Source organism: Sulfuricurvum sp. (assembly GCF_049587615.1).
GTDB lineage: Bacteria > Campylobacterota > Campylobacteria > Campylobacterales > Sulfurimonadaceae > Sulfuricurvum.
Genome location: NZ_JBAVEF010000059.1, coordinates 1 through 16,280 on the forward strand (window position 1 = coordinate 1; position 16,280 = coordinate 16,280).

The window sequence follows — 16,280 nt, forward strand, 5'->3', positions numbered from 1 at the left end:
GCTGAACACAAAATCGAAGAAGCGGAACGGTTTGCGAGCGAATTGGCGGAGTCAAGTAAAAAAGAGAACAAAATTTTGAATGACAAAATTTTGGTTCAGTGCGAACAAGAGCTTGAGATTATTTCAAAGCAAAATGACGCATTGATGGAACTTGACCGACGTAAAATGGTTCGTGAAGTGGTTTCTGAGGTAATGAACGACGTTATGAACCGTAGCGGCGAAGCATTAGGCAAAGAAGCAATGACCGAAATCTTGAAAAAGAAGGTAGCATAAATGCAGTATGAACTCATTGCAAAACGTTACATCAAATCTTTGATGGAGAGTTGTGATCAAGCTTCCTTGGAAAATTTGGCTGCACTTTTGAGTGTTGTGTCAAAAGAAGCCTATGGGAATGAGAAATTCAACCTTATTATGAACAGTAACGGTGTTAGCAGCAATGCAAAATGCCAATTGGTCTTGGATATGGTCGCTTCTGCAAACAGCTCTACGGCTAACAATCTTGTTAAATTATTGGCAGAGAACGGGCGTCTTTTATTGATCCCTGCACTTGCCGAACAATTAACACGTGAGATTGCGAGAGCGAAACGGACATTCACCGGACGTATCTACAGCAATAATGTTGTCGATCAAGCATCGGTTGAAACTATTGCACGGGATTTGGGTACAAAAATGGGAGCAACGATCTCTTTGAGTTATGTTGCTTCGGATTTTGACGGAGTCCGTGTTGAAGTGGATGATTTGAATGTCGAAATCAATTTTTCAAAAAGCCGCCTCAACGCTCAAATGGTTGAGCATATTTTAAAAGCAATTTAACCCTCGGGAAAGGAGAAATAGTGGTAGCAAAAGTACAAGCAGACGAAATCAGTTCAATCATTAAAGAACGAATTGAGAATTTCGAACTTAATGTAGATATTAATGAAACCGGAAAAATCGTCTCATACGGAGACGGAATCGCTCAAGTTTATGGCTTGAACAACGTTATGGCCGGTGAGATGGTTGAATTTGAAGACGGGACTCGCGGTTTGACGATGAACCTTGAAGAGAGCAGTGTAGGGGTTGTTATCCTTGGAAAAGGGAAAGACCTTCGCGAAGGGATGTCGGTAAAACGTCTTGGACGTCTTTTACGTGTTCCTGTCGGTGATGCACTTCTTGGCCGTGTTGTGAATGCACTCGGTGAGCCGATCGACGGTAAAGGTCCGATCGAAACGACAGAAGTTCGTTTTGTAGAAGAGAAAGCTCCGGGTATCATGGCTCGTAAATCGGTTCATGAACCGATGGCAACCGGTATCAAAGCGATTGACGCTCTCGTTCCGATCGGACGCGGACAGCGTGAGTTGATCATCGGTGACCGTCAAACCGGTAAAACAACGGTTGCGTTGGATACCATTATCAATCAAAAAGGGAACGGTGTCGTTTGTATCTACGTTGCTGTAGGTCAAAAAGAATCAACCGTTGCCCAAGTTATCCGTCGTCTTGAAGAACACGGTGCTCTTGAATACACTATCATCGTATCGGCTACGGCTTCTGAAGCGGCAGCGCTACAATTCCTTGCTCCGTATACCGGTGTAACCATGGGTGAATATTTCCGTGATAACGCGCGTCATGGTTTGATCGTTTATGATGATCTCTCTAAACACGCGGTAGCCTACCGTGAAATGTCATTGATTCTACGCCGTCCTCCGGGCCGTGAAGCGTATCCGGGTGACGTTTTCTATCTACACTCCCGTCTTTTGGAGCGTGCAGCGAAATTGAACGATGAGATGGGTGCAGGTTCATTGACCGCTCTTCCAATCATCGAAACGCAAGCGGGTGACGTTGCGGCGTATATCCCGACCAACGTTATTTCGATCACGGACGGTCAGATTTTCTTGGAAACGGACTTGTTCAACTCAGGTATCCGTCCTGCGATCAACGTAGGTCTTTCGGTATCGCGTGTCGGTGGTGCGGCGCAAATCAAAGCAACCAAACAAGTTGCCGGAACCTTGCGTCTTGACCTAGCACAATACCGTGAGCTTCAAGCGTTTGCACAGTTCGCTTCAGATTTGGATGAAGTGAGCCGTAAACAGCTTGAGCGTGGTCAACGTATGGTTGAAGTATTGAAACAGCCTCCATATTCTCCACTCGGTGCTGAAAAACAAGCATTGGTTATTTTTGCAGGGAACGAAGGGTATCTTGACGATATCTCTGCGGGTTCAGTTGTGAAATTCGAAGCGGATTTGTATCCGTTCGTAGAAGCATCGTATCCGCAAATTCTTGAAAACATCCGTAGCACATCAAAAATTGATGATGATACGATGGCAATGATGAAAAAAGCACTCGAAGAGTTTAAATCTACTTTCGTTGCTGAATAAGGATCTTTATGGCTAACTTGAAAGAGATTCAACGACAGATTAAGAGTGTTTCGAACACGCAGAAAACCACACGTGCGATGAAGCTCGTGTCAACGGCGAAACTTCGCCGTGCGGAAGAGCTTGCGAAACGTTCACGTCTGTTTGCACAAAAAACGAATCAAGTGATAGCTGAAATCGCAGGGCGTATCAAATGCAATAAAGTGGGCGGGATTGAAAATCGCTGTTTTATTGAAAACGATACACCTGAAATGATCGATATTATTTTTGTAACAGCGGATAAAGGTCTTTGCGGCGGTTTCAATATGCAAACCATCAAAGCGGTCAAGCGTCTGATGAACGAATACAAAAATAAAAAAGTCAAAATTCGTCTTCGCGGTATCGGGAAAAAAGGGATTGAATTTTTTAACTATAATGAAGTAGAAATGCTTGATGCGGTAAAAAATCTTAGTTCTGCCCCTGATATGCAGCGCTCAAGCGAGTTTATGACAAGGTCGATCAATGATTTCAAAGAGGGTAAAATCGATGCGGTTTATATCGTGTATAACGGATATAAAAACGTCATTACCCAAGAGTTGCATGTTAACCGCGTATTGCCGGTCAACGTAGAGAGTTACGATTGTGAAGAAGCGAAAAACACCATGTTGGAGCTTGAAGCGCAAGATGAAGAGAAAATGCTCGATTCATTGGTAACCAAATACGCTGAGTACAATATGTATTACGCGCTCATCGATTCTGTTGCGGCAGAACACAGTGCGCGTATGCAGGCGATGGATGCTGCAACCAACAATGCTAAAGAGATGGTTAATTCGTTGAAAGTCAAGTTTAACAAAGCGCGACAAGAATCGATTACAACCGAACTTATTGAGATTATCAGCGGCGTCGAGTCGATGAAATAATTATGGAGGAAAGAATGATTGGTAAAATTGCTCAAGTAATTGGTCCGGTCGTTGACGTTGATTTCGAAGGTTATTTGCCGGGAATCAATGAAGCGATCGAAGTAAATGTAAGTGTTGAAGGGAATACGACTCGTCTTGTTCTTGAAGTAGCATCTCACCTTGGAAACGGTCGTGTAAGAACGATCGCTATGGATATGTCTGAAGGCCTTGTCCGCGGTATGGCGGCTAAAGCGACAGGCGCTCCGATCAAAGTTCCGGTTGGTGAAAAAGTTCTCGGACGTATCTTCAATGTAATCGGTGAAACTATCGACGGTGGAGATCAAATTACGGATTGTGATACATGGTCAATTCACCGTGATCCTCCACCGCTTGTTGATCAAAGCACTAAAACGGAAATGTTCGAAACGGGGATCAAGGTTGTTGACCTTTTGGCTCCATACGGTAAAGGTGGTAAAGTCGGTCTCTTCGGTGGTGCCGGTGTTGGTAAAACCGTTATCATCATGGAATTGATCAACAACGTTGCTCAAGGACATAGCGGTCTTTCTGTTTTCGCCGGTGTCGGTGAACGTACTCGTGAGGGGAATGACCTTTATCACGAAATGAAAGAATCGAGCGTTTTGGACAAAGTAGCCCTGTGCTACGGTCAAATGTCTGAGCCTCCGGGAGCACGTAACCGTATCGCTCTTACCGGTCTTACCATGGCGGAATATTTCCGTGATGAGAAAGGGCTTGATGTATTGATGTTTATCGATAACATCTTCCGATTTGCACAATCAGGTTCTGAGATGTCAGCACTTCTTGGACGTATCCCGTCAGCCGTTGGTTACCAACCGACATTGGCTCGTGAAATGGGTGCTCTCCAAGACCGTATTACATCAACCAAAAAAGGTTCAATCACATCGGTTCAAGCGGTATACGTACCTGCGGATGACTTGACTGACCCGGCTCCTGCTTCGGTATTTGCTCACCTTGATGCGACAACGGTTCTTAACCGTAAAATCGCTGAAAAAGGGATCTATCCTGCGGTTGACCCATTGGATTCAACATCACGCTTGCTTGATCCTCAAATCATCGGTGAAGAGCACTACAGTGTTGCTCGCGGTGTTCAAAAAACACTTCAAAAATACAAAGATTTGCAAGATATTATTGCGATTCTTGGTATGGATGAGCTCTCTGAAGATGACAAAGCAACGGTTGAGCGCGCACGTAAAATTGAGAAATTCCTTTCTCAGCCTTTCCACGTTGCGGAAGTATTTACCGGAGCTCCTGGTAAATATGTCAAACTTGAAGATACTATCAAAGGATTCAAAGGGATCCTTGAGGGTGAATTCGACCATATGCCGGAAAGTGCTTTCTATATGGTCGGTAATATGAATGAGGCGATTGAAAAAGCTGCTAAAATGAAAAGCAAGTAATTGCTTCTCGCCTTGTAAGGAAACACTATGGAAACACTCCAATTAGAAGTGCTAACGCCAAGCGGTCCGATTTATAACGGGCCGGCTAAAAGCGTCACCCTTCCGGGTGAAGAGGGAGAATTCGGTGTTCTCCCAGAACACGTCTCTTTGACGACGCTCCTCCAAGCCGGAGTCGTTGATATTCAAATTGATACGGGTAAAAGTGAATCGATCGTCGTGAATTGGGGAGTCGTCCAAATCACTCAAAACAAAGTCGTTGTTTTGGTTGACGGTGCGGTTGCTATTCGCGGAGAGAGTGAAGGTGAAATCGCCAAAGCTCTTGATGAAGCGAAATCTTTGATCACCAGTGTTGGCGATTCGAATGCGATGATCGCTTCGGTATCGGCACGCATCGAATCTGCGGCACACCGTTTAGTCTAAAACGATGTTTCAGACGTTTGCCGATTTCTACGATAAAAGCCATCCGGTAACACTCTTTGTGTTACTGGTTCTGTCTCTCTATTTTATAGCCGTCAACTGGGTATTTTTTTACCGTCTCTTTTCTCTGAACCAATGGATCTCTACCGAAAATCAATCCCTCGAATCTTTATTGCTCGGATCTCATAAAATTCCGGAGTATGCGTATTTGAGCCATTTTTCAAAATCGTCGGATCGTCTTTCGACGGCGTTGTTTGATATGGCTTCGTATGCGGCGACCAAAGAGGCGACGAAGGGGTTGATGTTTCTCTCCGTCGTTGCTTCGACAACGCCGTTTATCGGTCTTTTCGGTACGGTTGTCTCCATCTTGGACACCTTCGATCATATCGGAAAAACAAGCGGGACGATGAACGTGATTGCTTCGGGTGTATCGGATGCCCTTATTGCTACGGCATCGGGGATTTTCGTCGCTATTTTCGCCTATACCTATCATCAGATACTTAAACGCAAAGCGTATGACCTTTCGGGATTGATCCGTATGCAAGGTGATGCACTCCTTTCGCGAGAGGGATAAACGTGTTTGATTGGGATGAAAAACCGGAGCTCAACATTACCCCATTAGTGGATGTTATGTTGGTTTTGTTAGCCATAATGATGGTCATTTCTCCCAATATCGTCTATGAAGAGCTGATTCGTCTCCCGAAGGGCTCCACACAAAAAGAGCTTTCGAAAATACCTCCCGTCCACATTACAATCAGCAAAGAGGGCGAGGTGACGGTCAATAAAGAGCCGTTTGAACTCAATACCTTTGCCGACAATTTTTCTCTCTATGCACAGACGCTTGATCCTAAAGCAGCCGTATTGATCAGTGCCGATCAAAGTCTCGATTACGGAAAAGTGATGTCGGTATTAGGGGCAGTCAAGCAAGCCGGTTTTCGAGAAGTATCGTTAGCATCCAATGGCTAAACGTATATTAGAGTTTCTGCAAGAGATACTGTAACATGGGTTTTAACCACGAGCGCTATTTTATTCTCAGCGGATTGCTGTCGATCGCTTTATTTCTGGTATTGCTTTTTTTGTTTCTCTTCGATTTTATAGTCTCTTCCAAAGTCGAGCAGTTTGCGATGACGAAAAGCGAGTATATTTCCATCTCGATTTCCCCGAGTCCGACCCCCTCAGCTGATCAAAGCAGCCCTGAACCGCAGCTTCCCGTTCCTGAAGAGCCTTCTGAAGTAGCGACCCCTCCTGCAGAAGAGAGACCGCCGAAGCCGGAGCCGGTACCGGATATATCCGATCTTTTTGCCGAGGTAAAGGCTGAGAAACCGCCTAAAAAGCCGCGTGAAGAGCCGAAACGCAACGAACAGCTCAACGCACTGGAAAAAGAGCTTTTGACTGCTCAGGAGACCCCCCGTATTTCTGATAAAGTGAGCAAAGTCGATCTTTCCAAACCGTCGGTGAAAATGTCCCAGCAAGGGGGATCGACAGGTCCCGTCGTTAACGAATACCGTGCTAAGATTCAAGGACTGGTTCATAACGCTTTTCGTCCCCCCGCAGGAACGGTTGGGAAAGAGGCACGGATCCGAATGACGATCAGTGCATCGGGCAAGCTGCTTCGTTACAAAGTAATCCGTTATTCCGACAGCGGCCCGTTTAACACTGAAGTCGATTGGTTAAAAGAGCGTCTCGAATCGGTCCGTTTTCCCGATCATCCCGAGGGGAGAGATACGGTATTGGAAGTTATTTTAGCGGCTAAGGAGTAGTCATTTGAAAATCGTCTTTTTTTTATTCACCTTGATCCAGCTCGTCTGGGGTGCGGAGGAGTCTATAAAAGTGGTAAAAGGGGTAGAAGCACAATCTCCCCTAGCCATTGAAGATTCATCACTGCACAGCAGTGAAATGTCTCAAAAATTTGCCAAAATGCTGGCGGCGGATATGAATGTCGTCTCCTTGTTTGTTGTGGATGAGAGCTATGCTGCGGCTCCTTTTGATGCGCTTGCTCCTGCCCCCTCTCACAAAGAGGCACGATATCTCCTTCGCTACCGTTTGGCTGATGATGGATCAGGGGGCTTAAAGGCCGATATAAAGCTGCTGGATAACGGCAATGAACTCTTTCTCAAAAGCTATATTTTGAAACAAAGCGAAATGCTCGTCTTTCTCTCCCATTCCATCGCGTATGATATCAATGCCAAGTTGGGGGGAACGCCTATCGATTGGATCAAACGAAAAGTCCTCTTTATCCGTCTGACGAGTCCGAGGCACTCTGAAATCGTCGCTTCCGATTACACTCTCTCCTATCAAAAAGTGATCGTGAAAGGGGGGATGTACGGATTTGCCAAATGGGCCAACCGTGAACAGACCGATTTGTATTACACCTCTCTCTCGGACTTCAAACCGACGATTTACAAGATGAATCTTTTGAACGGGAAAAAAGAGAAAGTGATCAGTTCGGACGGGATGGCCGTGTGTTCGGATGTGAGTGAAGACGGTAAACGTCTTTTGCTGACACTGGCACCGAATGGGCAGCCTGATATCTATCTGTATGATTTAACGTCGAATGCAAAAACACAAATCACCAATTATTCAGGGATTGATGTCAACGGACAGTTTATGGGGGACGGTTCGATTGCTTTTGTCTCCAACCGAATGGGCTATCCGAATGTTTTTTCAACCCGTATCAATACCAATGGCGTATCCCAATTGGTGCATCAAGGGAAAAATAATTCCTCTTTGAGCTCGTACAAGAATTTTTTGGTCTATAAGGCGCGTGAAAGCAGTGCTGGATACGGCGGAAGTGCCTTTAATCTCCATTTGCTCTCTTTGAACACCGGGAATGTTAAACGGCTGACCGCGAGCGGTGAGAACGACTTTCCAAGGTTTTCTCCGGATGGCGAAGCCATTTTGTACATCAAACAAGAGGGATCGCGCAGTTCGATCGGCGTGATCCGCTTCGGAGTCAATAAAAGCTTTGCGTTTCCCCTTAAAATAGGGCGAATTCAGTCGATTGACTGGTAAGGTTAATGAATTTTTCGGTAAAATTCTCCTATAAACATTCATAAGGTGACGACGATGATTAAAAATATAGCTTTTTTAAGCGCAACAGTGGCAATGCTGGTTTTGAGCGGATGCAGCACCAAAGAGCCTGCAATTGACGCAACGGCAAATAATGCCGGAACTACAGCAGGAACAACGGGTATTAATCCGAATACGGCGTCAACTTCAACTTCTACCGATTCGAATGCAGTTATTGCTCCGATTACCACTGCAAACGCGAATGATGCAGCGGCCTCAGCTGCAAACGGTGCTAACGGATCAGACGGTCAATTGGTCAGTATTCTGTTTGATTACGACAAATTTGATATTCGTGAAGATATGCAAGATGCGATGGCAAAAAATGCCTTGTTGATTAAAGGCAAAGCGATTAAACTCGAAGGAAACTGTGATGAATTCGGAAGCGATGAGTACAATTTCGCTCTTGGTCTCAAACGTGCGAATGCCGTTAAAGCAGCATTGGTCAACAGCGGTGAAAATGCCGATTCGATCAGCATGGTCAGTTTTGGTGAAAGCAATCCGGTTTGTTTGGAAAAAACACAAGAGTGCTGGGCTAAAAATCGCCGTGTAGATTTTAAACTTCCGTAAATGCGTTCGTTACTCACACTCTCCTTTTTACTTTCCATCACTCTCTCAGCATCGGAGCCTTCGGTTTTCGGTGCGGGTGATCTTAGCCGCCCAAACCCTTACGGTCTTACCCATGAAGAGAAGTTGATTCTTGAGAATAAAAAAGAGATTCAGAGCGTCATTCAAAAAAATAATGCCCAAAATGCAAAAGTAGAGACCGTGGCGGAGCGGTTGGACGGTATGCAGGGAATCATCGAGGGGCTAAGCCAAAAAGCGAACGAACACGCTTTGGCTCTCCAAAAGCTGAACGATAAGGTAACCGAGGAGAGCAATACGACCTCAGGGGTAGAGGAACTCGGGAAGCAAGTGATGGCGAACAGCGAGAACATTGCTCAGTTTAAAACGCTCCTCGCAGAGCTTTCTCATGTTGTGGATGGGATTAACAGCAACTATGTCACCAAAGAACAATTTGCAGCATTGATTAAACAACTTAAAGTGAGTGTTCCCAACAGCGGCAAAGCAACTGAAACTTCTCCGGCGAAAATGGATAATGGGGCAATCGAAAAAGAGGCCCATAGACTCTTTGGAGAAAAAAAATATACCGATGCACAACATTATTTTGAGCAAATGGTACAAAAAAAGTATAAAGTTCCCGAAGCGTACTATATGATCGGGGAAACGTGTTTTGAGCGAAAATCGTATAAAGAAGCGATTTCGTATTTCAAAGAGAGTGCATCCCGTAATGAAAAAGCCGGATATATGCCAACCCTCCTGCTCCATTCGGGAATCTCGATGGAAAAAACGGGAGATGCCGCTACGGCAAAAGCCTTTTATCAGGCGACAATTTCTAAATACGGCGGAAGCGGAGCGGCAAAAGAAGCTGCAGAACGGCTGGGAAAACTTAAATAAAGAGTATCTTTGATGATGCATAACAGCTATATTGCTGTTTTCAGCATTGCTATAGGTAAATGTGCTACAATCGCGAAATCTTAAAAGAAGGCTAATCAAATGGCAATTGAAAATAATCAAATCGTATCCATCGAGTACGAAGTACGTGACAACGGTACCGTTGTAGACAGTAACGTAGGTGGCCATCCCCTCACGTTTATGTTCGGAAAAGGGCAAATCATCCCGGGTCTTGAAGCAGGAATCGCACACATGAACATGGGTGAAAAAGGGGATGTCCTTGTAAAAGCCGCTGATGCATACGGTGATTACAATGAAGCAGCACAACAAGAGCTTCCACGCGAACAATTCGCAGGGATCGATTTGAATGTCGGTATGACCTTGTACGGCCAAGGCGAAGACGGCGGAACCGTTCAAGTTATGGTTAAAGAGATCAAAGACGATATGGTTATCATCGATTTCAACCATCCTCTTGCAGGAAAAGATTTGATGTTTACCGTTACGATCAGCAATGTTCGTGATGCATCTGCTGAAGAAGCAATGACCGGAATTCCGGCTGAAAACAAAGTGGATGATAGCGGATGTTGTGGAAGCGGCGGTAATCACGGCTGTGGATGTCACTAATTTTTTAACGGCATCAAGCGCTTCCATCGAAGCGTTTAAAACGGCCAGCCTCCTCAAAGGATTAGGGGTAAACGCTATCATTTTTGGAGAACGGGGGACGGGTAAGCTTACCCTCGCCCGCTATATCCTTCCTCATGCACCCATCATCGATGCCGGTCATTTCGATGAACTTCTGGATGCCGTCGAATCACATCGTGAAGTGATTATCCATCGTCTTGATAATGTTGCCAATCTTAAACGCCTTATTGAAACGATCCAAAAAACAGGGACCCGCGTAATAGCGACAGGCGGTTTTCGGTATTCCCCAGATCAGTTGGATGAGATTTTTACGATCCGTCTCGCATTGCCGCCGCTCAGTGAACGGAAGGAAGATGTTGCCGTATTGATCGATGCTTTTGTAAAAGAAGCGAGTCATACCCTAGGAAAATCTGAGCCATTTGATCTGAACGGATTTCTCCCTGATTTGAGTGAAAATGCGATTTCACTACGACGTCAGGTTTATCTGCATTATCTGTTTGACAGCATTAACGAGAACGATTTGATGGAAATCATGGAACATTATTTGGAAGAAAAACTCGGGAGCAATAACGACTACCGCGTTTTTTTGCATCTCTATGAAGTTCCACTGATACGTGCAGGAATCAAGCGGTTTAAATCGCAATTACAATTAGCCGAGAGGCTGGGACTGAATCGTAATACTCTACGTAAAAAGATCAGCGACCATTCCGAGTATCAATTAGAAACCAAGGAGCATTAATGTCAAAAAAAATCGCAATGATTTTCCCCGGTCAGGGATCTCAAAGTATCGGGATGGGGAAATCGTTTTATGAAAACAGTCCCTTAGCCCGTGAAATGTTTGAGAAGGCGGGTGAACGTATCGGAGTTGATTTTACAAAACTTTTATTTGAGCCGAATGAGCAGCTGGATCAAACCGAATATACCCAGCCTGCCATTTTACTCGTATCGATGATTGCCTATAAATTGTTTCAAGAGGCGCGCCCGACCGATGCGGTGATGTTTTTAGGACATTCTCTGGGTGAATTCAGTGCGCTGTGCGCATCGGGAGCGATTGATTACATTGATGCGGTCGAGCTCGTGCACAAACGGGGGAAATTGATGTCTCAGGCGTGTGAGAGTATCAATGCGGGGATGATGGCGATTCTGGGATTGGAGGATGGTGTGGTCGAAGAGCTGTGTGCCCGCGCGAACGGTGAGGGAAAACGCGTTTGGCCGGCAAACTTCAACCAAAACGGCCAGCTCGTCGTAGCCGGAATCAAAGAAGACCTTCAAGCAATGGAGAGTGTTTTCAAAGAAGCGGGGGCGAAGAGGGCGTTGCTTTTGAACATGTCGATTGCGAGCCACTGTCCTCTTCTCTCCAGCGCAATGGAGCCGTTAGGCGAAGCGATGGAAGCCATGGTGAACGATACCTTCTGTGCTCCGATCGTCTCGAATGTAACGACGGAGAAATACGCAACAAAAGAAGAGGCGTTGAAGCTCCTCAAAATCCAGCTTATTCAGCCGGTGAAATACAAACAGTCGATTGAAGCCATCGCGGGTGAGATCGAGTTGATGATCGAATTCGGAAACGGTGCGGTTCTCAAAGGGCTAAACAAACGCAATGCCCCGGATGTCGAGACGTTGGGTATTTCGGACATGGAATCGCTTGCCAAGGTTTGTGAAGCACTCGTATGAAAGTTGCTCTGATACAATCCGCGCCGAAGCTCAACCGCTCTAACCTCTCGGATGTTTTGACGCGGATTGAAGCCTGTGGGGATGCGGATGTCATCGTTTTTCCCGAACTTGCCCTCAGCGGGTATCTGCTGCAAGACAAGCTTTACGAAGATGCGTGGAGAGTTGAAGAACTGAGTGCATTGGCAGAAGCTAGCGAGCGGTGCGATATCGTGATCGGTGCCGCACTGTGGGATAACGGAAAAGTCTATAACAGCGCTTTGTACTTTTCGCAGGGTTCACTGCTTCACATCCACCACAAAAATCATCTCCCCACCTATGGGATGTTTGAAGAGGGGCGCTATTTTGCCGCAGGCGATGCGATAGAGGCATTTCAAACGCCGCATGGGAACGCCATTGTCGTTGTATGCGAAGATTTATGGCGTGCAGAGACGATTGCTGCCATCGCAGCATCGGAAGCGGAGATCGTTTATGTATTGGCCGCTTCCCCGGCCCGTGATTTTATGGATGTCGGAATCGGTATTGAATCGCAGTGGGATGCGCTGTTGAAGTCGACGGCCCTGCTCAGTCATAATTACGTGGTGTTTGTCAATCGTGTCGGATTTGAAGACGGCTTGGGTTTCTGGGGCGGCAGCCGTGTGATCACGCCGATGGGAGAGTGCGAACATCGGCTCTCCCTCTTTGAGACCGAATCTTCGTCGGTTGAACTGAATCATCGCCTCCAAAAACTGGGGCGCTACATAGCTAAAAAAAATTCATAAAGGCGTGAACGATGAAAATAGCAATTATGGGGGCAATGCGCGAAGAGATCGATCCGATCTTGGAAACGGTCGGAACCTATACCACCCTCGAACATGCGGGGAATATTTTTTACGAATGCACTTATGGCGGACATGAACTGGTTATCGCCTATTCAAAAATCGGAAAAGTATTTTCGGCCATTACCGCTTCGGTCATGTGTGAACGGTTCGGCGCAGAAAAACTCCTCTTTAGCGGTGTCGCCGGGGGAATTTCCAAAGAGCTGAAAATCGGTGATTTGGTGATGGCCAGCTCACTGTGCCAGCACGATGTCGATATTACCGCTTTTGGCCACCCGTACGGTTTTATTCCGGAAGGGTCGGTTATGATTGAAGCCGATCAAGAGCTGCGTTCCCTTGCAGCAGAAGTGGCTGTCGATATGGGGGTGGATCTGTACGAAGGGATTATCGCTACCGGAGATCAGTTTGTCGCATCCAGTGAACGAAAAGGGTGGATTGAGTCCACATTTCAGGCCGATGCATTAGAGATGGAGGGGGGAAGCGTCGCGTGCGTGTGCCATAATTTCGGCGTTCCGTTTTTTGTCCTTCGCTCGATCAGTGACACGGCTGATGGGGATGCGGGGATCGATTTTGATACCTTTTTACAAAGTTCGGCAAAAATAAGCGCAACGTTTATTTTGGAGATGGTGAAACGTCTTGGGCATTAAACTCAGTAAAAAAATTATGCGCCAGATGGGGCGTACCAATGCGGAATTCGGTCTGATCGAAGAGGGGGATAAAATTCTCGTCGGTCTTAGCGGCGGGAAAGATTCCCTGACGATGGTTCATGCCATGCGGGAGCAGCAGCGCCGTGCTCCGTTTAAATTTGAGATTATTGCGGTAACGGTGACCTATGGGATGGGTGAGGATCTCTCCGCCCTTGTCAAACACTGCGCCGAGCATGATATCCCTCATAAAATCTATGAGACGAATACCTATGAAATTGCTGCTGATAAAATACGTCAGAACTCTTCGTTCTGCAGTTTCTTTTCCCGTATGCGGCGCGGGGCATTGTACAGTGCGGCGCTTGAGTACGGATGCAATAAGGTCGCCCTCGGACACCATCTCGATGATACCGCCGAGAGTTTTTTTATGAATCTGATTTACAATGGTCAGATGAGAGCTCTCGCACCGAAATACAAAGCGGGGAACGGTTTGATCGTTATCCGTCCCTTGATACAGCTTCGTGAGCGTCAGTTAGCCGCGTGTGCGTTGGAAAACGAGATGCCGACGATCGGGGATGAAGCCTGTCCGTCGATGCGGTTTGATGTTAAAATGCCGCATGCACGTGCATCGATGAAAATGATGCTGGGAGAGATGGAAGAGAAATATCCGGATCTTTTCGTATCTATTAACTCGGCATTCGGTCACATCAGTGACGATACTTTTTTCGATCCGAAACGGTTTAACGTTTAATCTCTTCGTACTCAGTGCGCTTTTCTCGTAAAAAATCGATGAGCCGCTGCTGATAAATTTTGGAGTCTTGCTCGAGGGTGCACTCTTCTAAGCGTTCAAGGTGCTCCGGTTCGATTTTCAGGGCAAAACGGGGGACGTGACGAAGTTCCCGGATGACATCGTTCAGCAGCATTTCATTACCCATATTTTTTTTATTTTGAACCGCGTTTAAGTACTCTTTGACCGTCATGACCAAGGCACCGGCCCGATCGGGGTCGGTGTAAATTTCTGAAGCAATCACTTCAAGGGTATGTTGATAGCGACTGAAAGGCTCGGTTGCCCCTGCAATCAACACTGCGTAGATTTTGGCACGAAATTCCAACGAAGAGTGGTGATAGACAAAAACTTCCCGGAACGCGCTAAAAAAGTATTTTTTAATTCCTCTTAACACGCAGATTCCCCTCTTTTTTCCAAATTATACCTTAATAAAGAGATAGCTTTATGGTCAGCTCGGCTGAGCGAGAGGGGTGTGATTTCGGAGAGCTTAAACCATTCATACGCTTCATCGCTGAACGGCTCATCGCTCAGGTACACGTCGGCATCCAGAGTAAAATGAGAGTAATGCTGTGTAATGTGTCCTAAACAGTCGAGTGTCCCCATATCCGTATCCTCAATTTCGACAAACCCCCATAAGCCGTGTAAAAATCGGCTTTGGCGTTGTTTGAGGGCATACCGGTTTTCGCGGCGGTAGAGGATGATGGAACGTTTCCGAATCGGTTTGGATTTGATTGTTTTGGGTTCAGGGTAGGAGAGAGGAGAATCCTTACCTAAACAGGCCGTGAGAAAAGGGCAGAGGGGGCACAGCGGTTTTTTGGCTAAACAGATCGTGGCCCCCACATCCATCATTGCTTGATTGTATTCAAACGGATGGAGAGGGTCAAAAAGGGTGTACGCGTATTCCCACAGTTTTTTTTCATTACGCTCGCGAAGGGCAAAGTAGCGGTGCAGGATCCGTTTTACATTGGCATCAAGAATGGGCAAGGGTTCTTTGTAGGCGAATGCGGCAATGGCATGAGCGGTAGAGCGGCCGATTCCGGAGAGCTGTATCAGTTCATGGGCAGTTTCGGGGAGGTTTCCGTTGCATTGGCGGGCTGCGGCATGGAGGTTGCGGGCACGTGTGTAATAGCCTAACCCTTCCCACATCTTCAGTACGTCATCCAGCTCCGCTTCCACCAGATCGATCAGGGTAGGGAAACGCTCCAAAAAAGGGAAGTAAAACCGCTCCAATACCGTTTTAACCTGCGTCTGCTGGAGCATGATTTCACTCACATAGATGTGATAGGGATCATCGGTTGTCCGCCATGGAAGATCGTGGCGGCCGTGGGATATATACCAATCTAAAAGAGAAGTTTGGGGGGTCGGTTTCATGTGGGAATTGTAGCAAAACAAACAGTATTGTCAATCAATACAAAAAGTGTTAAGCCGCAACAGTAGTTAAAGGGTGAAAAATTTACGTTATTTGACGTACTCTTGCAGTTTTAAAATTTTTTGTTCTAATTCTGCTAATTTTTCATTGCATATCATGTAAATTGTTTCTGCATCGATATCGATATAGTGATGGGTTAAAATTTCTCTCGTCCGAATAATCTTGCTCCAGTACTCTTTATCGGCAACGTTAAGCAGTAGCTCTTTTTCTCGCTTATCCAAATTTTTCAATGCTTCACCGATTGATTGTAGACGCATGGATATGGCATCGAGTTTATCAAGACCTTCATCGTTCTCCAAAAAATTATCACTTGATTGAATACCATTCAATCGTCTTTTGATTAATCTCAAGCTTTCAAGGATAAAATCGATAAGTTCAGCTGTTGTTGCCTTATCCATAGATCACTTCTTTTTGGATACTTTCAAAAATTGCACCTTTGCTTCGCTTGTGTTTATGCAATAAATCAATTTTTGTATGATACATATCTTCTAAATAGTTCCAGAGACCCGTCAGATTATCAAAGGTTTTATTTTTAAATTCGACATAGATATCGATATCGCTGTCCGGTGTTTGCTGATCTTTGGCATAGCTTCCAAAAAGCCCGATTTTATCGACTTCATACGTTTTTTGGATGTATTCTTTCTCTTGAGATAACTTCTGCAAAATATCATTTTTGGTCATTTACATTC

At 45.8% G+C, this 16,280-nt stretch carries 21 protein-coding genes and 1 pseudogene; 18 read left to right on the top strand and 4 right to left on the bottom strand.

Going from position 1 to position 16,280, the window contains the following annotated elements; all coding sequences use genetic code 11:
• The 18 genes and pseudogenes from WB308_RS11730 to WB308_RS11815 all read left to right on the top strand — a co-directional run.
• A pseudogene (locus tag WB308_RS11730) lies at nucleotides 1-273 on the top strand (F0F1 ATP synthase subunit B); the annotation flags it as partial.
• Nucleotides 274-813 carry a F0F1 ATP synthase subunit delta gene (locus tag WB308_RS11735; RefSeq protein ID WP_424191745.1) on the top strand — a complete coding sequence of 180 codons (540 nt, stop codon included), beginning with the start codon at nucleotides 274-276 and terminating at the stop codon, nucleotides 811-813.
• A gap of 20 nt (nucleotides 814-833) precedes the next feature.
• On the top strand, nucleotides 834-2,351 hold the full coding sequence (gene atpA, locus WB308_RS11740; RefSeq protein WP_424191747.1) for a F0F1 ATP synthase subunit alpha: 1,518 nt from the start codon (nucleotides 834-836) through the stop codon (nucleotides 2,349-2,351).
• A gap of 8 nt (nucleotides 2,352-2,359) precedes the next feature.
• Entirely contained in the window at nucleotides 2,360-3,247 is an 888-nt protein-coding gene (atpG, locus tag WB308_RS11745) for an ATP synthase F1 subunit gamma (RefSeq protein ID WP_424191749.1), read from the top strand.
• A gap of 14 nt (nucleotides 3,248-3,261) precedes the next feature.
• On the top strand, nucleotides 3,262-4,662 hold the full coding sequence (atpD, locus tag WB308_RS11750) for a F0F1 ATP synthase subunit beta (protein WP_424191751.1): 1,401 nt from the start codon (nucleotides 3,262-3,264) through the stop codon (nucleotides 4,660-4,662).
• A 27-nt stretch (nucleotides 4,663-4,689) separates the two neighbouring features.
• On the top strand, nucleotides 4,690-5,082 hold the full coding sequence (gene atpC / locus WB308_RS11755; protein WP_424191753.1) for an ATP synthase F1 subunit epsilon: 393 nt from the start codon (nucleotides 4,690-4,692) through the stop codon (nucleotides 5,080-5,082).
• A gap of 4 nt (nucleotides 5,083-5,086) precedes the next feature.
• On the top strand, nucleotides 5,087-5,653 hold the full coding sequence (locus WB308_RS11760) for a MotA/TolQ/ExbB proton channel family protein (protein WP_424191755.1): 567 nt from the start codon (nucleotides 5,087-5,089) through the stop codon (nucleotides 5,651-5,653).
• Between the two features lie 2 nt (nucleotides 5,654-5,655).
• The gene (locus WB308_RS11765) at nucleotides 5,656-6,045 is read left to right on the top strand and encodes an ExbD/TolR family protein (protein ID WP_424191757.1); all 390 of its coding nucleotides are present in this window, start codon (nucleotides 5,656-5,658) and stop codon (nucleotides 6,043-6,045) included.
• A gap of 35 nt (nucleotides 6,046-6,080) precedes the next feature.
• On the top strand, nucleotides 6,081-6,839 hold the full coding sequence (locus WB308_RS11770; RefSeq protein WP_424191759.1) for a TonB C-terminal domain-containing protein: 759 nt from the start codon (nucleotides 6,081-6,083) through the stop codon (nucleotides 6,837-6,839).
• 4 nt (nucleotides 6,840-6,843) lie between these two features.
• Nucleotides 6,844-8,091: a Tol-Pal system protein TolB gene (gene tolB / locus WB308_RS11775; protein ID WP_424191761.1), complete on the top strand. Its 1,248-nt coding sequence runs from the start codon at nucleotides 6,844-6,846 to the stop codon at nucleotides 8,089-8,091.
• A 57-nt stretch (nucleotides 8,092-8,148) separates the two neighbouring features.
• A complete protein-coding gene (locus WB308_RS11780; RefSeq protein WP_424191785.1) occupies nucleotides 8,149-8,715 on the top strand; it encodes an OmpA family protein in 567 nt (188 codons plus the stop codon).
• A complete protein-coding gene (locus WB308_RS11785) occupies nucleotides 8,716-9,603 on the top strand; it encodes a tetratricopeptide repeat protein (RefSeq protein WP_424191763.1) in 888 nt (295 codons plus the stop codon). It begins immediately after the preceding gene.
• 99 nt (nucleotides 9,604-9,702) lie between these two features.
• Nucleotides 9,703-10,224, top strand: coding sequence for an FKBP-type peptidyl-prolyl cis-trans isomerase (locus WB308_RS11790; protein WP_424191765.1), 522 nt, complete (start codon nucleotides 9,703-9,705; stop codon nucleotides 10,222-10,224).
• Nucleotides 10,172-10,981, top strand: coding sequence for a helix-turn-helix domain-containing protein (locus WB308_RS11795; protein WP_424191767.1), 810 nt, complete (start codon nucleotides 10,172-10,174; stop codon nucleotides 10,979-10,981). The genes WB308_RS11790 and WB308_RS11795 overlap by 53 nt, the downstream gene beginning before the upstream one ends.
• Nucleotides 10,981-11,916, top strand: coding sequence for an ACP S-malonyltransferase (fabD, locus tag WB308_RS11800; RefSeq protein WP_424191769.1), 936 nt, complete (start codon nucleotides 10,981-10,983; stop codon nucleotides 11,914-11,916). The genes WB308_RS11795 and fabD overlap by 1 nt, the downstream gene beginning before the upstream one ends.
• The gene (locus WB308_RS11805; protein ID WP_424191771.1) at nucleotides 11,913-12,674 is read left to right on the top strand and encodes a nitrilase-related carbon-nitrogen hydrolase; all 762 of its coding nucleotides are present in this window, start codon (nucleotides 11,913-11,915) and stop codon (nucleotides 12,672-12,674) included. The genes fabD and WB308_RS11805 overlap by 4 nt, the downstream gene beginning before the upstream one ends.
• An 11-nt stretch (nucleotides 12,675-12,685) precedes the next feature.
• Nucleotides 12,686-13,378, top strand: a complete 693-nt coding sequence (locus WB308_RS11810; protein WP_424191773.1) for a 5'-methylthioadenosine/adenosylhomocysteine nucleosidase — start codon at nucleotides 12,686-12,688, stop codon at nucleotides 13,376-13,378.
• Entirely contained in the window at nucleotides 13,368-14,126 is a 759-nt protein-coding gene (locus WB308_RS11815) for an ATP-binding protein (protein WP_424191775.1), read from the top strand. Before WB308_RS11810 ends, WB308_RS11815 begins: the two co-directional genes overlap by 11 nt.
• Here the strand turns inward: WB308_RS11815 and WB308_RS11820 are convergent.
• The 4 genes from WB308_RS11820 to WB308_RS11835 form a co-directional block, all read right to left on the bottom strand.
• Nucleotides 14,116-14,556, bottom strand: coding sequence for a hypothetical protein (locus WB308_RS11820; protein ID WP_424191777.1), 441 nt, complete (start codon nucleotides 14,554-14,556; stop codon nucleotides 14,116-14,118). The genes WB308_RS11815 and WB308_RS11820 overlap by 11 nt on opposite strands.
• Nucleotides 14,550-15,533: an A/G-specific adenine glycosylase gene (gene mutY / locus WB308_RS11825; protein ID WP_424191779.1), complete on the bottom strand. Its 984-nt coding sequence runs from the start codon at nucleotides 15,531-15,533 to the stop codon at nucleotides 14,550-14,552. The genes WB308_RS11820 and mutY overlap by 7 nt, the downstream gene beginning before the upstream one ends.
• Before the next feature lie 87 nt (nucleotides 15,534-15,620).
• Nucleotides 15,621-15,989, bottom strand: coding sequence for a DUF86 domain-containing protein (locus WB308_RS11830; RefSeq protein WP_424191781.1), 369 nt, complete (start codon nucleotides 15,987-15,989; stop codon nucleotides 15,621-15,623).
• Nucleotides 15,982-16,254 carry a nucleotidyltransferase family protein gene (locus WB308_RS11835; protein ID WP_424191783.1) on the bottom strand — a complete coding sequence of 91 codons (273 nt, stop codon included), beginning with the start codon at nucleotides 16,252-16,254 and terminating at the stop codon, nucleotides 15,982-15,984. Before WB308_RS11835 ends, WB308_RS11830 begins: the two co-directional genes overlap by 8 nt.
• Between the last annotated feature and the right edge of the window lie 26 nt (nucleotides 16,255-16,280).

Coding starts and splice junctions, on each gene's coding strand:
- WB308_RS11735 (WP_424191745.1), top strand. CDS start 274: ATGCAGTATGAACTCATTGCAAAACGTTACATCAAATCTTTGATGGAG.
- atpG (WP_424191749.1), top strand. CDS start 2,360: ATGGCTAACTTGAAAGAGATTCAACGACAGATTAAGAGTGTTTCGAAC.
- atpD (WP_424191751.1), top strand. CDS start 3,262: ATGATTGGTAAAATTGCTCAAGTAATTGGTCCGGTCGTTGACGTTGAT.
- atpC (WP_424191753.1), top strand. CDS start 4,690: ATGGAAACACTCCAATTAGAAGTGCTAACGCCAAGCGGTCCGATTTAT.
- WB308_RS11760 (WP_424191755.1), top strand. CDS start 5,087: ATGTTTCAGACGTTTGCCGATTTCTACGATAAAAGCCATCCGGTAACA.
- WB308_RS11770 (WP_424191759.1), top strand. CDS start 6,081: ATGGGTTTTAACCACGAGCGCTATTTTATTCTCAGCGGATTGCTGTCG.
- WB308_RS11785 (WP_424191763.1), top strand. CDS start 8,716: ATGCGTTCGTTACTCACACTCTCCTTTTTACTTTCCATCACTCTCTCA.
- WB308_RS11790 (WP_424191765.1), top strand. CDS start 9,703: ATGGCAATTGAAAATAATCAAATCGTATCCATCGAGTACGAAGTACGT.
- WB308_RS11795 (WP_424191767.1), top strand. CDS start 10,172: ATGATAGCGGATGTTGTGGAAGCGGCGGTAATCACGGCTGTGGATGTC.
- fabD (WP_424191769.1), top strand. CDS start 10,981: ATGTCAAAAAAAATCGCAATGATTTTCCCCGGTCAGGGATCTCAAAGT.
- WB308_RS11805 (WP_424191771.1), top strand. CDS start 11,913: ATGAAAGTTGCTCTGATACAATCCGCGCCGAAGCTCAACCGCTCTAAC.
- WB308_RS11810 (WP_424191773.1), top strand. CDS start 12,686: ATGAAAATAGCAATTATGGGGGCAATGCGCGAAGAGATCGATCCGATC.
- mutY (WP_424191779.1), bottom strand. CDS start 15,533: ATGAAACCGACCCCCCAAACTTCTCTTTTAGATTGGTATATATCCCAC.
- WB308_RS11830 (WP_424191781.1), bottom strand. CDS start 15,989: ATGGATAAGGCAACAACAGCTGAACTTATCGATTTTATCCTTGAAAGC.